Here is a 20,141-nt window from a genome sequence, read left to right on the forward strand (position 1 = left end):
GCCCCATCCTGAAAAGTATCCCCAAAACTCACTAAACCGGGATCCGGTAATATTCGTCTTTATATTCGGTCTTTACCGTAGGTATCAGTTCAAGCTGATTATCACCATAATAAACCGCATTAATCTGGGTGTTTCTCAGTATATATAGCCGGAATTTTTTGAATAACTTCATATCTGGCTTGAAATCAGACTGCCAAAATTGATTGAGGTGCCCCTGAAACGTTAACCCTTTCATGTCATACAGGGCGTTTCCCATCACGATCAACGGTTTATTATGGATCAGTGCTGATAACCCGGCAGTGCTATTAATCGTTACCACCGCCTTGGCGTGAGTCAGCAATTCCGGCATCGGCAAATCGTGTACATATTTTACTCGCTCACTGATGTTGTACTGCTTACCCAGTTTCCGGATTAATGGCCCGTACAGGCGATGCCCCCGGTCCATAGGGTGATGTTTGATAACTAACCACTGGTCACTACAGGCTTTTTTTGAAAATGAATACATTACGTCATTGATGTAATCACGCACGTCGTTGTATGGGCTGTGGTTGCGGATCTGGCTATCATTGTAGACCTGTAAAACCACCAGATGGTAGCGCTGGTCAAGCTCGCCCTGTAGTTGACTCAGCACTTTTCGTTGCAAGAATCGGTACCACTGTTTACGCGCGGCAGCACGTATCCAGCAACGGGCTTCGTACCAAGGTGAAAAGGATTTATGGTGACGATATTGTGGAAATTGGTGGCGGTAAAACCAGCCAGCCAGATAATAACCGATGCAACGGCGTACCCGCAGACTAAAGCATGATGTCAATTTTTTGGCGACCGGTGCTTTAATTTCTGGCAACTTACGGTAGAAATCAGGATTACGTGGCAAGGCGGAAAACGCATTCACCCCGCCCTCTTCGAGGGTAATAAAATGCGGGCGGAGGTAGCCTTCCTCAAACGCCAGAAAACGCACCCCTTTGGTCTGCGCCCAAAGCCTGGCAACTTGGTGTAGCGGGCGGCAATCACCAAAACACAAAATAGTGTCGAAGTGGTAATCTTGCCAGGTATCTTTCAACCAGGTGGGGAACTCTTTCGGCGTCTGCCTGAACACCAAATAGTCACGCTTACGGCAATAAAACTTGTCACCGCCGTTGAATACCACGTTCACCGCTTCGCACCCCTGAGATTCAAGCCACTCAGCGGTATCACTGAAATAAGGTCCCATCGGGCCTTGTAACAGTAGGTACTTCTTGCCAGCAAGAAGTGTTGTCAGTGCACGGCAATCTGTAAGCATAAACACGTCACCATTATCATTTAACAGACTGATTTATAAGTTCATTGTCACTTTAGTTAGCATGAGCAGTTTTCTATAATTACGCATAATCCTGCCCGATTTTTTTTTGCTAAATTGCATTTCAGCACGTGGCTGAGCCGCCAAAATGTCTAACGCCCGTTCTGCGGTTATTGCTTCACGCCGAAGAGGGTCAACATAGGTCGGATAAGCGATCAACGCCTGATATACCAAGTCATCCAGCGTCAATGTGCGCTGCCGGCGTGGTGCAGAATGTTCGTCCTGTGTCAGCCCCCACCCCGCATAAAAAGGTATGCCGTAGCAAAATACCTGCTTCCCATGCAACAGCGCTTCAAAGCCCGAAAGCGACGTCAAAGTATGCAACTCATCCGCAGCCTGAATGCATTGGATGATGTCGGCATCCTGCGCCTGAGTGTTAGCCCAACGCGCAATATCAGCCGCAGGAATATGCCCTTGCCGGTTGCCAACCAATACGTCCGGGTGCGGCTTATAGATAATGAAAGCGTCCGGGTTACGCTGGCGCACCGTTTTCAGCAGTTCACTATTGGTACGAATACTGATTGTTCCGCTCAAAATGGATGCATCGTCTTCCACCTGGCCGGATACCAGCAAAATGCGTTTGCCACTGGCTTGCGGCGGCAGACTGAATGGCGCGCCAATGTTGTATTTACTGATTTTGCCACTGACCAATCGCTGGCGAAGCTTTGCGGCCCGCACTCGCTGTAGGTCAGTTAACCGGCTGCTATTGAGTAACGACTCAAGATCACTCGGCCGGGTGGCATCGTAGTAAATGCCGCTTTTATCCAGCACCAGCGACAGCGGCGGATGCAAGTCAGAACCCAGCCCCGATGAGCGTATAAACCCATCTTCCATACGCCATACCGGCACTTTTTGCGCCTGAGCCTTTGCTTGCCAGCGCTGTTCGCCTTTATTGCCCCACACCACACAAGCCGTGTTCGATGTTTTACCGTCTCTGAAAGAGACGTTGTTCAGTGTGGTTTTTAAAAACAGTAAAAAAATGCTGCGTTTACAAAGTGTTAAACCCGGCGCCCATAACTGACCCTGGCGTTGTAGTTGATGGTTTTTTTGCATCAACAGGCCGTCTAACACAGCAAATAATGTCGCCGGCTGGCCACTACAGGGATCGATATAACGGCTGTAGCGCAGATAGGCGGCGCTGAATAAATCCAACAAACTGGCCTGCCCACGTCGTGCCGATAACCCATCAGCCTGCGAGTGGCGATCGTCAGTCAATCCCCAACCGGCATACCAGGGTTGACCAAATACCGTGACAGATTTGCCCGCCAGCAACGCTTCAAAACCATATTGCGAAGTCACCACATACACACGACTGACCTGGCGCAATAACGACTGCGGGCTGACATTTTCTGCCAGCAACTTGATGCGTGGATTTTTTGGTATTGCCTTGAAGTAGCCTGCTTTCTTGCCCTGTAAAACATCGGGATGAATTTTCAGCCAAACCTCTGCCTGTGGGTTTTCATTCAGCGCGGCATCTAACATGGCCTTAAAGTCTGCCGCATCGGCATTGCCGTATTTAACCGCCATGTCACCAAAAGTCTGGTCCACGACCAACACCGCATCACCTTGCGCAGGCACGCCGCTGAATGGCGGTGCCAAGTTATATTTCGACAAGTCAGCATCAACAATTAACCGCATTGCCTCTCGGGCATCGGCATAAAGTGGCTGGTTACCGGCCCGGTCAAGAATCAGCCTTTCCAGCGAGCTTGGCCGGCTGGCGTCGTAATAGATACTCTGAGTATCCACCACCATCGACAACGGCGGGCAGCCTGACACGCCCAACCCCAACGAGCGGATAAAACCGTCTTCAAGACGCACAACAGGCAAGCTGGAAGCTCGCGCCAACGCAACCGCTTTATCACCACTTGGACGATGGCCCCACACCGCCACCGCACTTATCTGCGGTGGAATTGAGCGCAACGATGAAAGCTTGCAGCAGGGTTCAGCCAGAAAGTTTTCCAGATGCTCGATACGATAAATCCCTGCCGAAAAGATGCCTATCATCAGAGTGTTAGCACCACTTTAGCGGCAACTGCCAACTGGTAAAGAATGGTCGAAATTCCCCGTGTCACTTCAATGTTCTTCGATTCAAACTTCGGTAATACCATCAGTTCGTCACCCGGTTGTAGCGTTTTGACGTCTTCAGCATTCAGTGCTTCACCATTCTGTTTAATCAGAATGACTTTGGTGTTACTGGCTTTTTGCGTGTAACCGCCAACCTTGGTAATGTAATCATCCGGGCTAAGACCTTTCTGCCAACTCACCGCATTCGGGAACATTACTTCGCCATGGATCATGACCAGCGAGGTCTTTTCAGGGATCTTAATTACGTCACCGTCCTCCAGAATCACCTGATCAAGATTACTTTCGTTGAGCACCACTTCACCCTTAGGTACCACGTTGCGGGCTTTGGTAACAAAGCGACTGATAAGCTGCGCTTCTTGCATTCGCAGACGGGCCTCTTCTGAAGTGGAAGACTGTGCTGATAAAGAGGCTTCTTCAAGTTTTTGCAGTGACAGGTCAAGCATCTCTTTCTGACGCAGCGCGACCGAGCGGCGATACAGTTGGATCGAGTCCATTTGCGACATGCTATTAGGGCGGATTTTTGCCAGCACCTGACGCATAGTCGCACCATAAGGCAGTACCATGGCATGCTCGCCGGAATGCGCCCCTTCGATTCGAACCTGAATGGTTCCTGAGTAGCGATCAGTGCTGATAATCAGCTTATCGCCATCTTGTAATGAACGCCCCGGTGCAGAGCTAAGTGGATAGTATTCACTGCGCTTAATCGTACCCTGCTGGCGGATAATGGTAATATGTGTGGCCCCCGGCTTAGGGCGTGCCCAACTGAGCGCTTCACTCACCGGAATCGTGCTGTTGCGGAATTCAAAGTCATAGCTGTTGAACACTTCGCCTTCGACACTGAAAGTGTGCTGGCGTGGGCCGACTACGATGGTATCGCCGTCAGCAAACTGTGATAGCCCCAAATTGCCGTTAAGGAGAAAGTCGTACAAATTAACCTGTGAGCGCACGCGGTTACCACGTTTGATGCTGATATCCACATAGCTGCCTCTCTGAGTATCGACACCACCGGCTTTACTGAGATAGGAGAGTAACGAGTCAGATGCCACCCCGCCGTACAATCCGGGGTTATTAACGTAACCGGTGACAAACACTTTGACCGGCTGGGCCTGTAATAAAGAGGCGTAGACATTCACATTCGACTGATAGACCTGTTTGACTTTGGCAGTCACCACACTGTTGATCTGGCTATTCGGGATGCCAACTACTTTCAGCGGGCCAACGTTTGGCAAGAAGATATTGCCTTTCGGGTCCACACTCACCCCCCATGTCAGGGTAGTTGTCGCCTCTAACTGAAAACATCCAAGGGGCTGGAGACAACAAGAATGAAAACGTATTCACCTGAGCTTAATGCCGCTGTGATTGCCAGAATGATGCCACCACACAATCAGCCGGTTGTTCAGATTGCACGCTCTGAGGGGATCCCTGTCAATACGCTTTACACCTGGCGCTCCAAGGCAGGTATTTCGACCGCGAGCACCCACGTTGAGGTAAAAACCCCGCAGCAATGGTCCCGTGAGGCTCGTTTTGCCATCCTGGTTGAAACGGCACCTCTTTCCGCCCATGCTGTTGCTGAGTACTGTCGCCGTAAAGGGCTCTACCCTGAGCAAATTCAGCAGTGGAAGAATGAGATAATGCAGCCAGATCCGCGTGAAGAGAAAGCACTCGTCAAGAAACAGCAAAACGAAATTCATCAGCTTAAGCGTGAAATTGCCCGCAAGGATAAGGCGTTGGCTGAGGCTGCGGCATTGCTGATATTGCAAAAAAAGTTCAAGGCGTTGTTCGTCGAGGAAAACGGGGACGAATGACGCCGACTCCGGACAGGCTGCGATTGATGACAATCGTAAAGGAAGCCGTTGCTGCAGGCGCGAGGCTGAGCGAGGCTTGCCAGTCTATTGGGCTTAGTGAGCGAACATTACAGCGTTGGGGAAAAGGGACGCATGACCGCAGACCCACGGCGTCACGGCCCATCCCGAAGAACAAACTCACTGCCGAAGAGGAACAACAGGTTTTAGCCCTCTGTCATGAACTGCGGTTCGCCAGCCTGCCACCGACGCAAATCGTTCCTTTGTTGGCGGATGAAAAGCGCTATATCGCCAGTGAGTCAACGTTTTATCGGATACTAAGACGTGCTGGCGAAACAACGCACCGTGGTCGGCAGAGGGTAGCGCAAAGCAAGCCGCTATCGACCTGGAGGGCGACGGCACCGAATCAGGTGTGGTCATGGGATATTACCTGGCTGAGGTCGCTGACGGCAGGACACTGGTTCTATCTGTACCTGATAGAAGACGTGTTCAGCCGCAAAATCGTCGGTCACGAGGTTCACTTGGTTGAAAGTGGTGAGCATGCGGCAGAGCTGATGAATCGGACAGTGCTGAGCGAACGCTGTTGGCAGGAGCCGCTGGTACTGCATGCGGATAACGGAGCCCCGATGAAGTCACAGGTGCTGCAGGTAAAGCTTGCGGAACTTAAGATAACCCCGTCGCACAGCCGGCCACGGGTGAGCAACGATAACGCGTATGTTGAATCGCTGTTCAGGACGTTGAAATACGTGCCGAGCTGGCCGGAGAAGGGCTTCGCGACGCTGGAGGATGCGCAGGCGTGGGTAGAAACCTTCGTTGGCTGGTATAACGAAGAACATCGGCACAGTGGTATCCGTTACGTCACACCAGGGCAACGACACAGAGGTGAAGATCGGGCACTACTGGCGCAGCGTAAATCGGTCTATGAAGCGGCGAAAATGCAGAATCCACATCGGTGGTCAGGTTCAACGAGAAACTGGCACCGGCAGGATGAGGTCTGGTTAAATCCGGAACGTGAAACGTTGGCCGCATGAATTAACTGAGGCGACAACTACCTTGACACGCGCCGATATTGTCACCTCGGACATGACCGGTTCGAGGCCGGTCATGTCCGTAGCCTGAAAAATCAGTACTCACATCCCTGGATAAAGTAAACTGGCCCGCTCTAGGCAGGCCAGCCAATAGCTTAACGACACGCCAGCTGCTGCTCGCAGTCCAGGGCATATCCATCTTCATTAAACCGCGCAGGCCAATCATGCATGTTATGTAACTGACACAGACTCAGTTCCCCTGGGCGATATAAAAGATGTCGGCACCAGGCACAGCAATCATCGTCAGATATCGAGCGGGAAAACGGGGTACTTTCCAATGACAAAACGTAAACGGGGGCTTGCTGGACGTGAAGAGGGATAAAATTGCTCATGACATTCGCTCCGAGTTATCAGATTAAGGTAGCGGCCTACGCCGTGCCCCTAAACCAAGACGGGCAAATAACGGATTTTACAAGGGCAGAACTGGAAGCCGCACGCGCAAGCGAATGACCGCAGGGAGGGAGTGCGAACGGGTGAAGGGCTGGCGTAGCATCCCCTTGTGGGAACCGTGGCCCGGATTAGTGTCAGGGCACGGCGTAAGGGGGATTTCGTTGATCGGGCAGAATATCGTCCATGGGGGACCCGACAAGGTCGGGTATCCTTTCTGTGGCCGGTGTTTGGCCACCATAGAACGACGGGCTATGCCCCGTCGGTTTGTAGCAACAACCGGAGTTGTGGCAGGAGATCATCAGGTTGGCCATTCGCCAGTTGGGGAAGCATAACCAGCAATGTCAGTGCCTGAATAGCCAATATAACCCGCCGTGGAAGCTTGTAGGATCCTTGTTCATAGCTCTTATAGGTCCGAATAGTGACCCCTAACTTTTCCGCAACCTGTACCTGAGTCCACTTTAGAGCTGACCGCCACTGTTTTAACCCTAACGATGGCATCACTACCGGATAAGTCGGCATGACCCCGAGCTCTTGTTTAGTGCACCCCGTCAGAGTTCGCAAACGATTTATTGCCTGATCGAAAGGCAATCTGGCCAACTCTGATAACATGGTTTGAAGTGATAAAATTTGCACACCTAGCTCAACCACTAATGGTGGCGTATATTGTTCATAAGTGCGATAGGTTCGCAGGGTTACGCCAAGTTGCTCCGCAGCATCCTCCTGCCGCCACCGACTTCCGATGCGAATTGATCTAACCTCATCTCGCGTCCAAAATTGTCCAGAGCGCCATAATCGCAAGTCGTAGCCAGTCATTTAATACGGCTCCTGTGCTCCATAAATTTAATTAATTTTAAGCAATTTTTGCACCTTTTTAGTAATGGAAAGGGCAATTTTTGCTTATTTTTCTACAATTCAAATGAGCTTATCCATCTTTTTACGAATATTTTCCAGTCCATCTGAGTTGGGTTCATCTTCCTTATGGACTGCCGCCTCATTAGGGGCAATGTCGACCGCCCCTAATGAGGCGATCACGTCGCGAATATCCGCCTGGCTGGGTTTCCATCCGGTAGTTTGAGTCAGCAAGTTGACCAGTTGATCAGCCGTCAACTGGCCATTAAACAGGGTGGCCAATAGCACCGGCAACCGAGGGTCGAGCTGATGCAGTGCTGCTGTCGTAATAACGGCATTACGCAAGAAATCCCCCCTTACCCGCTGTGATATGGACTCAACGACGTCCAACGCATGGCGATCAGCTTCACTATCCAGTTGCAAATAGCAGGTAAATTTCCGGCGGTTATCACTGCTTTTCTCGCTCACGTTCTGTTACCCCTTTAGCTTAAACAACGCCATTTCATTGACCAAGGCACATTGCGGATTGGAAACTAGCGTTATCCGTTCTGCAGGTAATTTCCAGGCATTTCGTATCGCTGATTCTATCAGTGGGGCGCCCCCACCGACCAGCCATACCCGGTTGACATGACGGAATCGGGCTAATTCATTCACAACACGGTCACCCAAGCGACTGATCGCTGTCTCAATCGTATCAATCACATTATCAACCCGCGAGCCGTCATTGATAACCTGAGATAAAAACTCCCGGTCGTGACGACGCTGGATAACCGTATCGGCTACGAATGCACTGGTATCACTCTCCGCGATACGTAATGCCGTTAAGGTAGCCTGCGTCACCAGTGAAACACCGATCATCGGGTTGCCATGGATTGCCGTTACGTCATCGAACTGGCCAACAATCACCCCTGCATCGAGCGTCGTACCGCCTAAATCAATGACAAGTGAGGTTTCAAGCGGCCCGACATTCTCACGGGCCAATGCAGAGAAAACAGCGGGTAATGATTCCGGCATCACTTCAACTGCCGAAATATCAAAGCATTGACCTTTATTCAGCACTACCGGCCGTAAAAGATTCTCAATTTTACGTTGAATATTCACCGTGTTTTTCTGGCAGTCCTCGGTATAAAACTCACTGATAGGCAATGTTACTGTCAATTTAACCGCCTGGGGTTCCAAGCCGCTGTTGAGCAAAGCATGATGCACCGCCAACAAGTTGGTATCACTGTACTGATATTCAATATTAGTTGTGCTGATTGCCTGGTGACTGACGTCATCAAATGTGTATTTCACGCCATCAATTTGATAGTTGAACGTGCGTCGGCTTCCCATGCCTTCGATTTTCCAACCGGGGCGAAAAGAGTTGGGGGAGAGGAAAGTGTTGAGGTTGTCATTATCAAACCATGCCAGCTTTACATTAGTGGAGCCGTCGTCACAGCAAATATGTTTCATTTCAGTGCCCTTTTTAGTTACTCAATTTGAGTCTTATTATAGATGAGTGATGTTGGAAATCAATGTTAATTACTCAATATGAGTCAATTAATACACTCAAATAGAGTTTTCTTGTATTATTGGTAGCGTAAAATTGCTTTCAATGCTACTCAGAATGAGTAACATTAATTATGCGTGCCCAGTATCCCCCTTGCCCTGATACCGTCTTGAACAAGGGGGAAAGGGCTAAATGCATGCCCTTATTCTTGCCATACGACTATTTATGGCATTCACTGACAACCGCCAGAAGTGCATTCGCCGTTGGCAACCCCTCAACATTTTTAATAATGAGTGATAACTCTGCAGCTAATTGACTGGCCATTGTCGCGACGTGTTGTGTTGATTTTTTATTGTTGATGTAAAGCAGCAGTGAGCAAGCGGCATCAGGATGCGCACCCTTAACATCAATCTCAATGCCCGTTTCTGCCTGGAAATGATTCATCGCGCGAACAAGAACACGTTCTTCCCACAGACCAAAATCGGTGTACAGCCCCTGCCGATGCAACAATGATCCCAGATGAAACAAATCAGCGATAAGATCACTGAATACCGACTCAACATCGATTTCATCGCATTGACTGTTATCCATAAAATTCAATAAAGCCCGGGCCTCTAACGTACTGCGGGCCAGGTTATCTTCTTCATCCGTTCTGTACGGGGTGCTCCCCGCTTCGGGCCCAATCAGGGCGACCAATGCATCTCTCAGTGTTGTAGTCATAAAACCCTCTCGTTTCGACTTTCTTCTGGTGTATACCCCTTTTGGCTTTTGCCGGCGCGGGGTGTCTGGCGCTGTGACATTAAGACCGAGACGGGGTATAAGCAGGCAGTGCAAGGGCGGCGTAGCCGGCGCCAGCGAACCCTTGCGCTGACTGCGCCCCGGCATAGCGTCTGTCACGGCGAAAGACTCACAGCGCTATTGCCAGAGTAAAGGGGATCACCAGAAAGGCCGGGCTTTAGCCTGGCTTTCCCAGACGCTGGCACATCAGTGGCAGCAGTGAGAGCGGCACGAGCGAAGCTCGTCGCAAGCGGGGGGTATATTGGTCAGAACCGGCTCAACGCCGGTTCTGACCAATAAAGGCAAATGGGCAGATTTGGGATGAAAAAAACCGCTCATCTGAGCGGTTTCTATTTGGCAGGATCAGGCGTGTGAGATACGCCGCCCCAACATTTCCATGATAGGACGCATTGGGGGTCGCTTATGTTTTTGAAGCGCTTCTCGTGCTTCCCAACGGTCATGAGCGGCTTGGAGGTTCAACCAAAATTCGGGCGTCGTCTCAAACAACTCAGAAAACAGCGTCGCTTCTTCTACAGTCAGACGACGACGGCCTTTGCACAAACGGTTAACCGTTGCTCGAGTCACTCCCATAATATCGGCCAGTTCTTCCTGCCCAATGGCTAATGGGGTTAAAAATTCTTCCTGCAAAATTTCGCCTACCGTAGTAGGTTCACGAGTAGTGGTATCAAGCATAAATCCCCCTGCTAGGTGTCTTGATGAGGATCGAGGTAGATGCTTTCAGCATATCCGTCTTTCCATTGAAACATTAACCGCCATTGAATATTGACTCTCATACTTGACCAGCCATCAAACTGCCCTGAGAGACGCTTGTAGTAATTACTGGTTGGAATAAACAAATCTCGCTCATTATGTGCGGCGGCCAACATATCAAGCTTCTTCGCTAACTGGCGCTCTATTGTTGCCGGTATCGCGCGATCTCGTTTACTTTCCATATAGAACAGTTCTAGGTTTTTATCCCGAAAAGACTTAATCATTGTCTGTTCCGTCATTCCATTCCGTACATGCATTGTATCATTAAAAGTTACACAATGTAAAATATAAAGTTACTATTATCAAGTATTCTAAATCAAAGTGATATATGATTTCTATATATCACTTTGTATTTAAAGTATTAAGCGGCTTGTAGGCGGGAGAATGTCGTCATCATCCGCTCAACGACTTCAGCGTGTTTTAACTTCTCTTCCCACCCCCCCAGATACCAAAAAGGTGTGTGGAAAGTTCTATTCACTGTCAGTGTGAGTGTATTACCGGTAACAACCTGGGCAGGGATACCCAGCAACGATAATTGGATGTAACACATATCAGCAACCATGCCATCAATATCTGTACAAACCATAAAAATTTGCTCTTGGGGGTTATACCCGTTTTCACGCATATACATCGCTGCTGCAATAGCCATCCCACCGGCCCCACAGGCGGGTTCATTGTAAGTTATAAAGGGACGTTTGTTTAAGTTTTGTACTGCGTCAGACATCGTTAATGCTGCCATCATTTCCGATAATGAATAAGGGGTAAAGAATTGACCTAAACTGGACGCACTCAACTCTAATTCCATATAGAGACTCCCCAGAAAGTCACTCGGCTCTGCGTCCAAAGCACCAATAACACACCCTAGCCATTGAGATAACTGACTCATATTCTCTTTGCCTAAGCGTTTTTCAATTACAAAATATTCTTGCTCTAACTCATCTGACTTTAAAAAAGCATTTTGAATAGCAATAGCAGCTGCATGAACAAAATCACGAAACACCTCGAAACGGTGATGATGTGGTGCCAAGTGTTTGAAAATAGATACAAACTCCTTGCGATACTGAGCAGCTGACACACCAGGGCGCCGGTTCGAGGGATCAAACAGGTTTTGGAGTGGTGAACGTGAGAACAGGTGGCCTAAATTTAATGAGTTGCCCAGTATTTCGGCGTTATGAATCTTCATCTGGTGTATTCCCCTTTGCTGTTAATCGCGAGTTTTCTGTTTCTCGCGCCGTAAAGCGTCAGGGCCTCTGCCAGATAAGCGTGATTGCAAGTGCGTCTGCAAAGCCGCAGCGCAACGACCGAAGGGAGTGAGAACGGATGTAGTAGACGGCGATAGCGCACACTTGTTGTCATGCCTGGCGGTGGAACTGTTTAGCGGGGCGGGAGAATAAGAAAATGCGTAAACGGTGAATTGCAGGAATAGCCGGAAGTTAATTTGTTCTGAAATTATTATGTTAGGTCTAAGACCTGATGTGACGTAGTTCTCTTGCTTGCTATTGAGATAGTTCTGGTTATTATTACTGTATGTATACACAGTAATAATGAGCCACACAATGAAAATTCAATTCCTATCCTCAGCGGGCATCGATTTACCAACTTCAACTATTCCATTATTCGCCGATCACTGTGTGGCCGGATTTCCCTCTCCAGCCCAGGACTATATTGAGCAATCCTTAGATCTAAACGATTACTGCGTGCCTCATCCTGTATCTACGTTCTATTTGATTGCACAGGGGGAATCGATGGTTCAAGCGGGCATCCTTTCCGGCGATCTTCTTGTGGTCGACAAATCTCTTCAAGCAGAACATGGCGATATTGTTATCGCTGCTTTAGATGGAGAATTTACCGTTAAACAACTTTGCACCCGCCCTACTCTGTGTTTAATGCCAATGAATCCAGCCTACAGCCCGATTTATGTCGAACCAGATCAACTGGAGATTTTTGGCGTTGTAACTTATGCCATCCACCGGACAAAGTAATGTACCTATTGTGTGATGCTAATGCGTTTTATTGCGCATGTGAGCAACTTTTCAGGCCCGACCTGAAAGGCAAGCCGGTGATTGTCCTTACAAATAATGATGGTGCCTGCGCGGCCTTGAATAAAGAAGCAAAGTTCCTGGGAATTAAGCGAGGCCAGCCCTACTTTGAAATAAAAAATATAATTAAAAAACATGATGTTACTGTTTTCAGTTCCAATTATGCCTTGTATGGAAATATATCTAACCGAGTCATGACGTTACTAGAAAGCATGGCGCCGAAACTGACAATTTATTCAATCGATGAAGCGGTGATGAATATTCAAGGGATGGAATCTGTCATGCCCCTAGAAGTATTTGGTCGCCTGGTACAACAGCGTGTTTTAAAGGAGATAGGGTTAAACACCGGCATTGGCGTTGCTCAAACGCTAACTTTAATGAAGCTGGCCAACTATGCTGCTAAGAAATGGCCAGCAACACAAGGTGTGGTTGTGTTAACTGACCGAGAACGCCAAAGAAAGTTAATGGCTCTCGTACCCGTAGGTGATGTATGGGGAGTAGGAAGAAAAATATCCGTTCGTCTTAATAGTATGGGAATTAAGACCGCCCTGCAGCTGGCCGACAGCAATTTGCAATTGATACGCAAAACATTTGGCGTTGTCTTGGAACGAACCTGCAGAGAACTGAATGGGATTGACTGTATTTCAATAGAAAACCTGTCAGCAAAAGAGCAGATCATCGTTAGCCGTTCGTTTGGTGAGCGAGTTACACAATTGCAAGATATGCGTCAGGCTGTCTGTCAGTATGCTGAGCGTGCAGCTGAGAAGTTGCGCCAGGAACACCAATATTGTAGGCAAATTAGTGTTTTTATACGTTGCAGCCCCTACTCTCCTGAACCGTATTACGGAAATAATGCTAATCAAACTCTGCTGTTGGCTACACAAGACACTCGCGATATCGTTGCCGCCGCCATGCGCGGTTTAGACACAATATGGAAAGGGGGGTATCGATATCAAAAAGCCGGAATTATATTGAACGATTTTTGTAGTCGCCCTGGGCAAATAGACATGTTTGACGATTCACAGCCCAAAGCCAACAGTGAGCAGTTGATGAAAGCTATCGACCGTATTAACCAAACAGGTCTGGGAAGGATTTGGTTTGCGGGTCAAGGGATAGATAAAGTATGGAAAATGAGGCAAGAAATGCTCTCCCCTGCTTATACTACTCGCTGGAGAGATTTGCCAAAAGCCCGATTATAAGTTTGATTGAGGATATTTCATCAATACAACCATTAATTCATGATTTAATGATTTAATGATTTAATGATTTAATGATTTAATGATTTAATGATTTAATGATTTAATGATTTAATGATTTAATGATTATTTATATATGACATATGAAACTCATCAAGCATAACCAAATTTCTGCGTCGTTTACGTCCGAACATACGGCGCATTGGACCACTTAAATCTTGTTCTGACCAGCCATACGGATACTTCCAATCGCCTTTTGGGATCTTAAGTGTGCAAATACGTTCTACTTCCGTATTCAGCTTACTACCGCGAAAACCGTATTGAGATAAATACCTGCGTACTTTGGTACGTGGAAATTTAGGGTCACTTACAGGGCCTCTTACAAAGGTTCTCATATCCTGATGAATCGTCGTTGTTGTATTACAACTAGATGCCCTTGATAAACACAACGTGTTTACTAGAGTTTCGTTCTGCATATGTAACCCTCAAAACCTAAAATCATGAATCAATGAAAGCATGATTTCATTAATTCATTTTTTGTCTATACATATCATAACCAGCCAAAAGCATATCCGTCATAGAGATACCTTGCTCCGCAGCATAAGCTTTCATTTCTTTATGCTTACTAACGGGCACCTTTATTTGAATTGGTTTTACATGAGTATCTGGCAATGCCCCTTTACCTGTAACATCCAATGTAGGTTCGTTTAAAGAAGGTGGGGCTAGCTTGATGCTGTTTTTTGGCGTTTTCATTGCAGTACCTATATATTTTCATGAAACAATTAAATCATTAATACATGATATCATGAATTAATGATATCATGTATTTCTTCTACCATGCCTTTTGCTGTGGCATTTAATGATTTAAATGGTGTTTCAAATAATGCTCTTCCTGCATCAAGCGCACTACCATAGCCCGCTTTGAAAGGTATTACGGTACTTAATACCCTGAACCCCCAAGCTCGGATAGTCTCTTGAGCTTTAACTCCCTCAGCATCCGAAGGCGATTTAGCAACAGAGAATACTATTTTCTCAAGTGCTATTCCCTTTTTCACCAATTCTCGAGCAAGTTCCAAGGACGGTTCAAGATCATCAATAGTCGTCCCCGTTGAGACAATAACAAGATCGGACTCCATAGCTACATCAAGAGATGTCGACTCTGCTGCTGGACGTCCATCGATGATGACAAGATGGAATTGATCTTGAACTTTAACCGCAGTATCTACTCTGCGATAAAGAGCGCAGTCTATTGTACTCAATCCGGCATCTTCACGACGCTTGCACCACTTGAATGATGTTTGCTGTTTTTCATCGATATCAGCCAGGTGCGTTTTCCAACCAGCATCAGTAAATCCCACCGCCAACGTTCTTGCTGTCGCACTTTTAGAACCACCACCTTTTTGGCCCACACAAGAAATCATCATGATATCATCCTTTCATTATTTCATGTTTTACTGCAAGTTATAATGACATGGCACTAGAACAAATGGAAGCATTTAAGCATGCTATCATGATTTAATGTTATCATTATATGCATATCATTGTTTATAATAAAAACACACACTAACAAATGAAGAATGAAATCATTATTTCATGAAATCATGATATTTAATCAACCATAAAATAGCTCGAATGGACAGCGCTGGCTATGAAAATATGAAGGTTATGTAAAATAGTAATGTGGAGATAATTGGATTATTCTGCGGAAAATGCAACATTAACACGAGGTAATGATATCATTCTTTCATGATATCATTCGAATGCGAATTCAGACAAAATGAAGTAGGCGAGGGCGTTTTACAATTGATGCAACTGTAAAACCCGCTCAGCGAACTCATCATCCAAGATATAAAAATAACATTCCGGCACATTCAGCACCCGAGCCATTGCGCACACGGTTAAAAATGTAGGTGTATAGGTTCCGTTTTCATATTGTGAAATACGTGACCGTGCGGTGGATTCATCGATACCAGCTAGCACCCCTAGTTGTTCCTGGGTGAGTTTGGCATGTAGCCGAGCGGATTTCAGTCTAATAGGAACCATAGCATGTCGTCATAGAAACATTGACGACATGTTTAGCATCACTTAACATTCGAGTTGTTTAGTATCCCTAAACACAATGCATTAACTAGCAAAAAAGCAACTCCAGGGAAAAGCCGGTCATTGACCGGCTGCCTGCTTATAACGTCTAAGTTTGCAGATATTCAAAGGTGCTTTAATACACCGAAGAAATACTTTTCAAAAGCTTTTTCTCCCTCAGTAGGCCACTTTGGAGGATCGGTATAAAGGTGTCCTAAACATCGCATCCCTGCATGTTGTCCAGCTTTTCTTTCGGCATACTCATCATCCGAATAACCCATGGTTTCAATAATGAGGTTACGCGCTTCTCCCGTACCCGGCGAAGAAGCTGTCACGATGAAATCAGGTAGGACAAATCCCTTTCCACTTGCAAGATTCACTTCCAAATCGAATAAAGGTTTCTTTAGGCTAAATTCATGTGGAGTAAAATTCTTTAGTTTGTATATCCATTCGGACGCAGTCTGAATAGAACGTATAGTTTGCCGCTCAAGCTCGCTGTCAACAGGGAGAGGGCATCCCCAACTGAACATTGCATGAGCATAACCCTCACTGCAAATCACTGCCCCATCCATACCCCGTCTGAACATAAGGACAACCCAATATGGCCCTCTCTTACCCTCCTGACTTTCTCCATTGATACTCACTTGTTTTGCCGGTGTAAACGTTATTTCAGTATAACGGCCTTTGTACTTCACTGATTCACGACTGACATCGTCGGACATGAAAATTTGGTAAAAGACTCTTTCTTTATCCTTTGGCCAAGGTTGTTCACTGCGTTCCAAATGTCGCATGAGAACTTCTTGCCGCGCCTGATTCAACCAAGGTTCGAAACGCACAAAGTCCGACAACATATTGTCTCGCCCAACGTATACTGTTCGTTCAGCAATTCCCCTCAGAGCATCAAGGTGTTGAGATGAAGGTATATTCGCGGGTGGCCAAACTGGTGACAGTTTATTAAGTTCAGCCTCTTCAATTAGCGTAAATAGCAGGCGGGCAATAGATGGAACGCGTTTTCTACGGGTCTTATCCGCTAAAGGAGGGGAATTTCCGCCTGGTAGACATATCCGGGCATCTCGTTCCATCTTCGGCAAAAACTTACGGTAATCTATCGTTTTGCACCCTGCAGTACGCCGCGTGCCACCGCCTGACAAATCATCGGTACTACTATGAATACGAAACAGCGGGCATTTATTGTCATGAGGGGAACTGAAACTATTAAAATATAGAGTCTGTGTATCGGAACGGAGGTTTGCACTATTCATCGGCACATTATCTCCTGATCCGCAATCGCATTTGAACCAGAGCTCATGCTGACGCATTTCAAGCAGGACCTTTTCTGCCAGCTTCTTTTCTATTAAGGAACGAACATTTCTAAAACCACAAACATGGCGAATAGCTGCTCTTTCTTCTTCGGTCAGTATTCGATAAAAACCACCACGCGGAGCTTTCTTTCTGACAAGTTGCATCTATCCTCCTGAGTCTTCCTCGTTGATTTGGACTTGGACTGGTAGACCAGCGTTATAACAGTTCAGATAGAGCTGGCCTACACTAATGGCATCTCCGTGTAAGCGGACCCTTTCCCCATCAGCTTGGACTAATAACAGGTAGGGCGTCCCCTCAAACGGTATAACGTAGCTTGCTCGCCAAGCCAAATATGTCTGATTATTTAAGATGATGGGTAGAGCGTCTGTAGCTGGTTTTGTCGGAAAATTATGAGGCAATACAAAGCTGGTTTTGCGTTTTTGCCGATCGAGCTCAGCCTGTCTTTCATTTGCGTAGAGTAGTGCGGCGCATTCCAAACCATCATGTGTTAGTTCGACAGCCAGTTGCAAATTAGTGGCTCGTAAAGTACGAACCATCCCAGCTTTAGCTAATCGATGGCATGCACCACGGAGATTGGGACCATATACTGGTTTGGCATCACTAAGAGCTAGCAATTTCTCGAGATCTTTTGTGGGTACTGGACCAGGCTTCCTTTCGTCCAGCGCAGCCAATATTATCAAGATATTCTTTTGCAACGCTGACAAGCGACGAGTTGGTGAATGTTCGTTATTCAAGATCATAAATATTGCCATATGATTAAAAATCACTGCAAGTAAATCATATCAAGATTGATTAAAAAACATATTCATAAATCAAATAATGAATGATTAGCTCACACTAACTACTATTTATATTAAGAATGATTAAAATCGATAATGGCTTAATCAATCATTTTCATATTTAACGTCAATGTGACATTTATGTATACCCAAATGTCACATCATAAATTATGGTCATTTCTCCATTGGATCATCACCTATCTGTCATGTACATTATGATCATCACCTAAACGTCACTTATGGGTAAAAAATGTACATTCACGGCTATCTCCGAGCTTCCACGAAAGAACAAGACGCTCTCCGGGCAAAAGACCGCATGAAAACCTTTGTGGAAGAGAAAGGCTTTCGGATGGCCAGCTGGTACACCGAAAATGTATCTGGGGCCTCCCTCCAACGGCCAGCACTTTTACAGTTACTCGATGATGCTGCACCCGGTGATATTATTCTCATTGAACAAGTGGACCGGCTTTCGCGACTAGACGATGAAGGTCGGCAGACGTTGAAATTGTTAATATTGGAAAAAAACCTGATTGTGGTTAGCCTGGATTTGCCGACCAGTCATACCGTGTTTTCAGTGAATGCCAGCGATAAATTCACGAAAAATATGTTAACTGCGATCAATGGTATGATGCTAGATATGCTGGCTGCCATTGCACGTAAAGATTACGAGGACCGGCGCCGGCGACAGGAAGAGGGGATAATCAAAGCCAAAGCGGCAGGGAGATTTAAGGGACGGCAAGCAGATCGAGAACTGCATGAACGGATCGTCGCACTACGAGTCAAGAACAGGGTGAGTATCCGTGAGACGGCGAGGTTATGCGGGGTTTCAGACCGAACAGTGATACGTATCGTGAAGAACGCAAAAGACATCACTGAAAACAACGAGAATAAATAGGTGATCGGTCATTTTGGAACAGAGATATTTTTGGACGTTTCCCGCAAAGAGCATAATACCTAATATGCCGCACTGGTGGGCAAGTTTTGCCCCCCCGGATATGCCCTCGAACCACAGACAAATCGACTCCTACTAAAAAGGAACTGAACAAACATGGATGAACATAGTAAACCTACCGACTTATCATCTCTGACACCAGATATGGTCAGGGCATCCATGGACTTTGTGGGCCTTAAATTTCAGATTGATACGTTAGCTAGAAAGTCACCGGCAAACATTCCGGATGACTTACATGGGCCAATGACAGGAGGAGAATGGGGACCATACTTCGGTAAAGATTTCTTCACCAACATCGTTCCCTTTTTACCCCGCGTCCGTTTATCTCAAAAAGCGACGATTATGGCGGTACCTGTGGTTCATACGATGGGTTGTAGTTGGCGTTTGTGGCCAGACCCAAATATTTCGATAAAAGAGAAGAAAGAAGTCATCTCGTATATTAATTCTGATAACGGGATACAAGACACAAGTTACGTTTATATTCCCGAACTGGGGTTGTTTTTTCCGGGAGAGGGAAAGAATCGAGTTAACTTCTGCCGGTTTCACAACATTGAGCATGTTCCCGCAAAGGTTTATGTCGAACATTATCCCGATGCTGAAAGGATCAAGGTTTACGTTTTAGGTATCGCCGGCGGCCGAGATGTGTGGGCTGTTTTTGATAACCGATATGTGCAGAAAGTCAGTCATTACGCCTTCGCACTGCCACTACTCAGAGCCTACGGTGTCACCGTGTCGCATGAGTGGCCAAAAGATCTGCCTGCGTTGTATGTGCTTCTGCAAAATGCTCGTTACTGTTCAGAGGATGATACCTTTCACAAGAAGGTTATCGATATCAGTGCCGTGTATGAAGTGCTCGATAAAGCTGCAAAGAAAGCAGAATTAGCAGAGCAATATGTGCGATGCGGACTGTTGGATCTCCCACTACGCAAAAAGTTTGTCTATCTGGCGTGGGTATCACTGGTCTGGCTGGTTTCTGCAATTGTTTGGGGGAGTTTCAGAGAAGGCGTTGTCGGGGATATTTCGCATGTGATTCTGGCCTTTACTACAGGTATCCTGTTTGTAATGATGGCTCCATTATTTAAGATCAGAAGAAAGAATTTAGATAGTGACCGTCTGTGACGAGCCCGTATTTTGATGCATGATCCCTTACTCGATAAACTGCAAATGAATGCATTTTTTGTGCGAG

General features: G+C 46.8%; 19 protein-coding genes and 1 pseudogene. 5 read left to right on the plus strand and 15 right to left on the minus strand.

The genetic code is table 11. The features are described from left to right. Positions 1–31: 31 nt before the first annotated feature. The 3 genes and pseudogenes from ACWJJO_RS16085 to ACWJJO_RS16095 form a co-directional block, all read right to left on the minus strand. The gene (locus ACWJJO_RS16085) at positions 32–1,279 is read right to left on the minus strand and encodes a capsule biosynthesis protein (RefSeq protein ID WP_442848573.1); all 1,248 of its coding nucleotides are present in this window, start codon (positions 1,277–1,279) and stop codon (positions 32–34) included. 33 nt (positions 1,280–1,312) lie between these two features. Further along, the gene (locus ACWJJO_RS16090) at positions 1,313–3,340 is read right to left on the minus strand and encodes a capsular polysaccharide biosynthesis protein (RefSeq protein WP_481091243.1); all 2,028 of its coding nucleotides are present in this window, start codon (positions 3,338–3,340) and stop codon (positions 1,313–1,315) included. After that, positions 3,340–4,680: pseudogene (locus ACWJJO_RS16095) on the minus strand (polysaccharide biosynthesis/export family protein); the annotation flags it as partial. The gene ACWJJO_RS16090 and the pseudogene ACWJJO_RS16095, both read right to left, overlap by 1 nt. 63 nt (positions 4,681–4,743) lie before the next feature. Between ACWJJO_RS16095 and ACWJJO_RS16100 the strand changes: the two are divergent. Next, a protein-coding gene (locus ACWJJO_RS16100) for an IS3 family transposase (RefSeq protein ID WP_481091244.1) occupies positions 4,744–6,254 on the plus strand; the annotation gives its coding sequence in 2 pieces (ribosomal slippage) (positions 4,744–5,179 and positions 5,179–6,254; 1,512 coding nt in all). A gap of 696 nt (positions 6,255–6,950) precedes the next feature. Here the strand turns inward: ACWJJO_RS16100 and ACWJJO_RS16105 are convergent. The 7 genes from ACWJJO_RS16105 to ACWJJO_RS16135 all read right to left on the minus strand — a co-directional run bounded on the left by ACWJJO_RS16105 (position 6,951) and on the right by ACWJJO_RS16135 (position 11,770). After that, positions 6,951–7,514: a helix-turn-helix domain-containing protein gene (locus ACWJJO_RS16105; protein WP_481091245.1), complete on the minus strand. Its 564-nt coding sequence runs from the start codon at positions 7,512–7,514 to the stop codon at positions 6,951–6,953. A 99-nt stretch (positions 7,515–7,613) separates the two neighbouring features. Continuing rightward, the gene (locus ACWJJO_RS16110; RefSeq protein WP_120806768.1) at positions 7,614–8,018 is read right to left on the minus strand and encodes a plasmid partitioning/stability family protein; all 405 of its coding nucleotides are present in this window, start codon (positions 8,016–8,018) and stop codon (positions 7,614–7,616) included. A 6-nt stretch (positions 8,019–8,024) separates the two neighbouring features. Then, complete coding sequence (gene parM, locus ACWJJO_RS16115) at positions 8,025–9,002, minus strand: plasmid segregation protein ParM domain-containing protein (RefSeq protein ID WP_481091246.1); 978 nt, start codon at positions 9,000–9,002, stop codon at positions 8,025–8,027. Positions 9,003–9,258: 256 nt separating this feature from the next. Further along, complete coding sequence (locus ACWJJO_RS16120) at positions 9,259–9,759, minus strand: hypothetical protein (protein ID WP_481091247.1); 501 nt, start codon at positions 9,757–9,759, stop codon at positions 9,259–9,261. Positions 9,760–10,179: 420 nt separating this feature from the next. Beyond that, positions 10,180–10,509 carry a HigA family addiction module antitoxin gene (locus tag ACWJJO_RS16125; RefSeq protein WP_049615233.1) on the minus strand — a complete coding sequence of 110 codons (330 nt, stop codon included), beginning with the start codon at positions 10,507–10,509 and terminating at the stop codon, positions 10,180–10,182. Positions 10,510–10,520: 11 nt separating this feature from the next. After that, complete coding sequence (locus ACWJJO_RS16130; RefSeq protein WP_049615238.1) at positions 10,521–10,811, minus strand: type II toxin-antitoxin system RelE/ParE family toxin; 291 nt, start codon at positions 10,809–10,811, stop codon at positions 10,521–10,523. 137 nt (positions 10,812–10,948) lie between these two features. After that, complete coding sequence (locus tag ACWJJO_RS16135) at positions 10,949–11,770, minus strand: N-6 DNA methylase (protein WP_481091248.1); 822 nt, start codon at positions 11,768–11,770, stop codon at positions 10,949–10,951. Positions 11,771–12,143: 373 nt separating this feature from the next. Here ACWJJO_RS16135 and umuD point away from each other — a divergent pair, with 373 nt between their 5' ends. Both umuD and umuC read left to right on the plus strand, forming a co-directional pair. Continuing rightward, positions 12,144–12,569 carry a translesion error-prone DNA polymerase V autoproteolytic subunit gene (gene umuD, locus ACWJJO_RS16140; protein WP_050074434.1) on the plus strand — a complete coding sequence of 142 codons (426 nt, stop codon included), beginning with the start codon at positions 12,144–12,146 and terminating at the stop codon, positions 12,567–12,569. Continuing rightward, complete coding sequence (gene umuC / locus ACWJJO_RS16145; protein WP_481091249.1) at positions 12,569–13,825, plus strand: translesion error-prone DNA polymerase V subunit UmuC; 1,257 nt, start codon at positions 12,569–12,571, stop codon at positions 13,823–13,825. Before umuD ends, umuC begins: the two co-directional genes overlap by 1 nt. Positions 13,826–14,347: 522 nt before the next feature. On the opposite strand, the gene ACWJJO_RS16150 is transcribed toward umuC, so the two are convergent. The 5 genes from ACWJJO_RS16150 to ACWJJO_RS16170 form a co-directional block, all read right to left on the minus strand. Beyond that, entirely contained in the window at positions 14,348–14,575 is a 228-nt protein-coding gene (locus ACWJJO_RS16150) for a hypothetical protein (RefSeq protein ID WP_145544398.1), read from the minus strand. 50 nt (positions 14,576–14,625) lie between these two features. Then, positions 14,626–15,246, minus strand: a complete 621-nt coding sequence (locus tag ACWJJO_RS16155) for a ParA family protein (RefSeq protein ID WP_432324226.1) — start codon at positions 15,244–15,246, stop codon at positions 14,626–14,628. Positions 15,247–15,619: 373 nt separating this feature from the next. Further along, entirely contained in the window at positions 15,620–15,865 is a 246-nt protein-coding gene (locus ACWJJO_RS16160; RefSeq protein WP_145563364.1) for a helix-turn-helix transcriptional regulator, read from the minus strand. A gap of 161 nt (positions 15,866–16,026) precedes the next feature. Next, positions 16,027–17,367 carry a hypothetical protein gene (locus ACWJJO_RS16165; RefSeq protein ID WP_004723383.1) on the minus strand — a complete coding sequence of 447 codons (1,341 nt, stop codon included), beginning with the start codon at positions 17,365–17,367 and terminating at the stop codon, positions 16,027–16,029. After that, positions 17,368–17,964, minus strand: coding sequence for a hypothetical protein (locus ACWJJO_RS16170; RefSeq protein ID WP_038251904.1), 597 nt, complete (start codon positions 17,962–17,964; stop codon positions 17,368–17,370). A 289-nt stretch (positions 17,965–18,253) separates the two neighbouring features. On the opposite strand from ACWJJO_RS16170, the gene ACWJJO_RS16175 reads away from it, so the two are divergent. Next, on the plus strand, positions 18,254–18,898 hold the full coding sequence (locus ACWJJO_RS16175) for a recombinase family protein (protein ID WP_481091250.1): 645 nt from the start codon (positions 18,254–18,256) through the stop codon (positions 18,896–18,898). A 153-nt stretch (positions 18,899–19,051) separates the two neighbouring features. Next, positions 19,052–20,074: a hypothetical protein gene (locus ACWJJO_RS16180; RefSeq protein WP_481091251.1), complete on the plus strand. Its 1,023-nt coding sequence runs from the start codon at positions 19,052–19,054 to the stop codon at positions 20,072–20,074. Positions 20,075–20,141: the final 67 nt, after the last annotated feature.

It is taken from the genome of Yersinia antarctica (assembly GCF_056636475.1).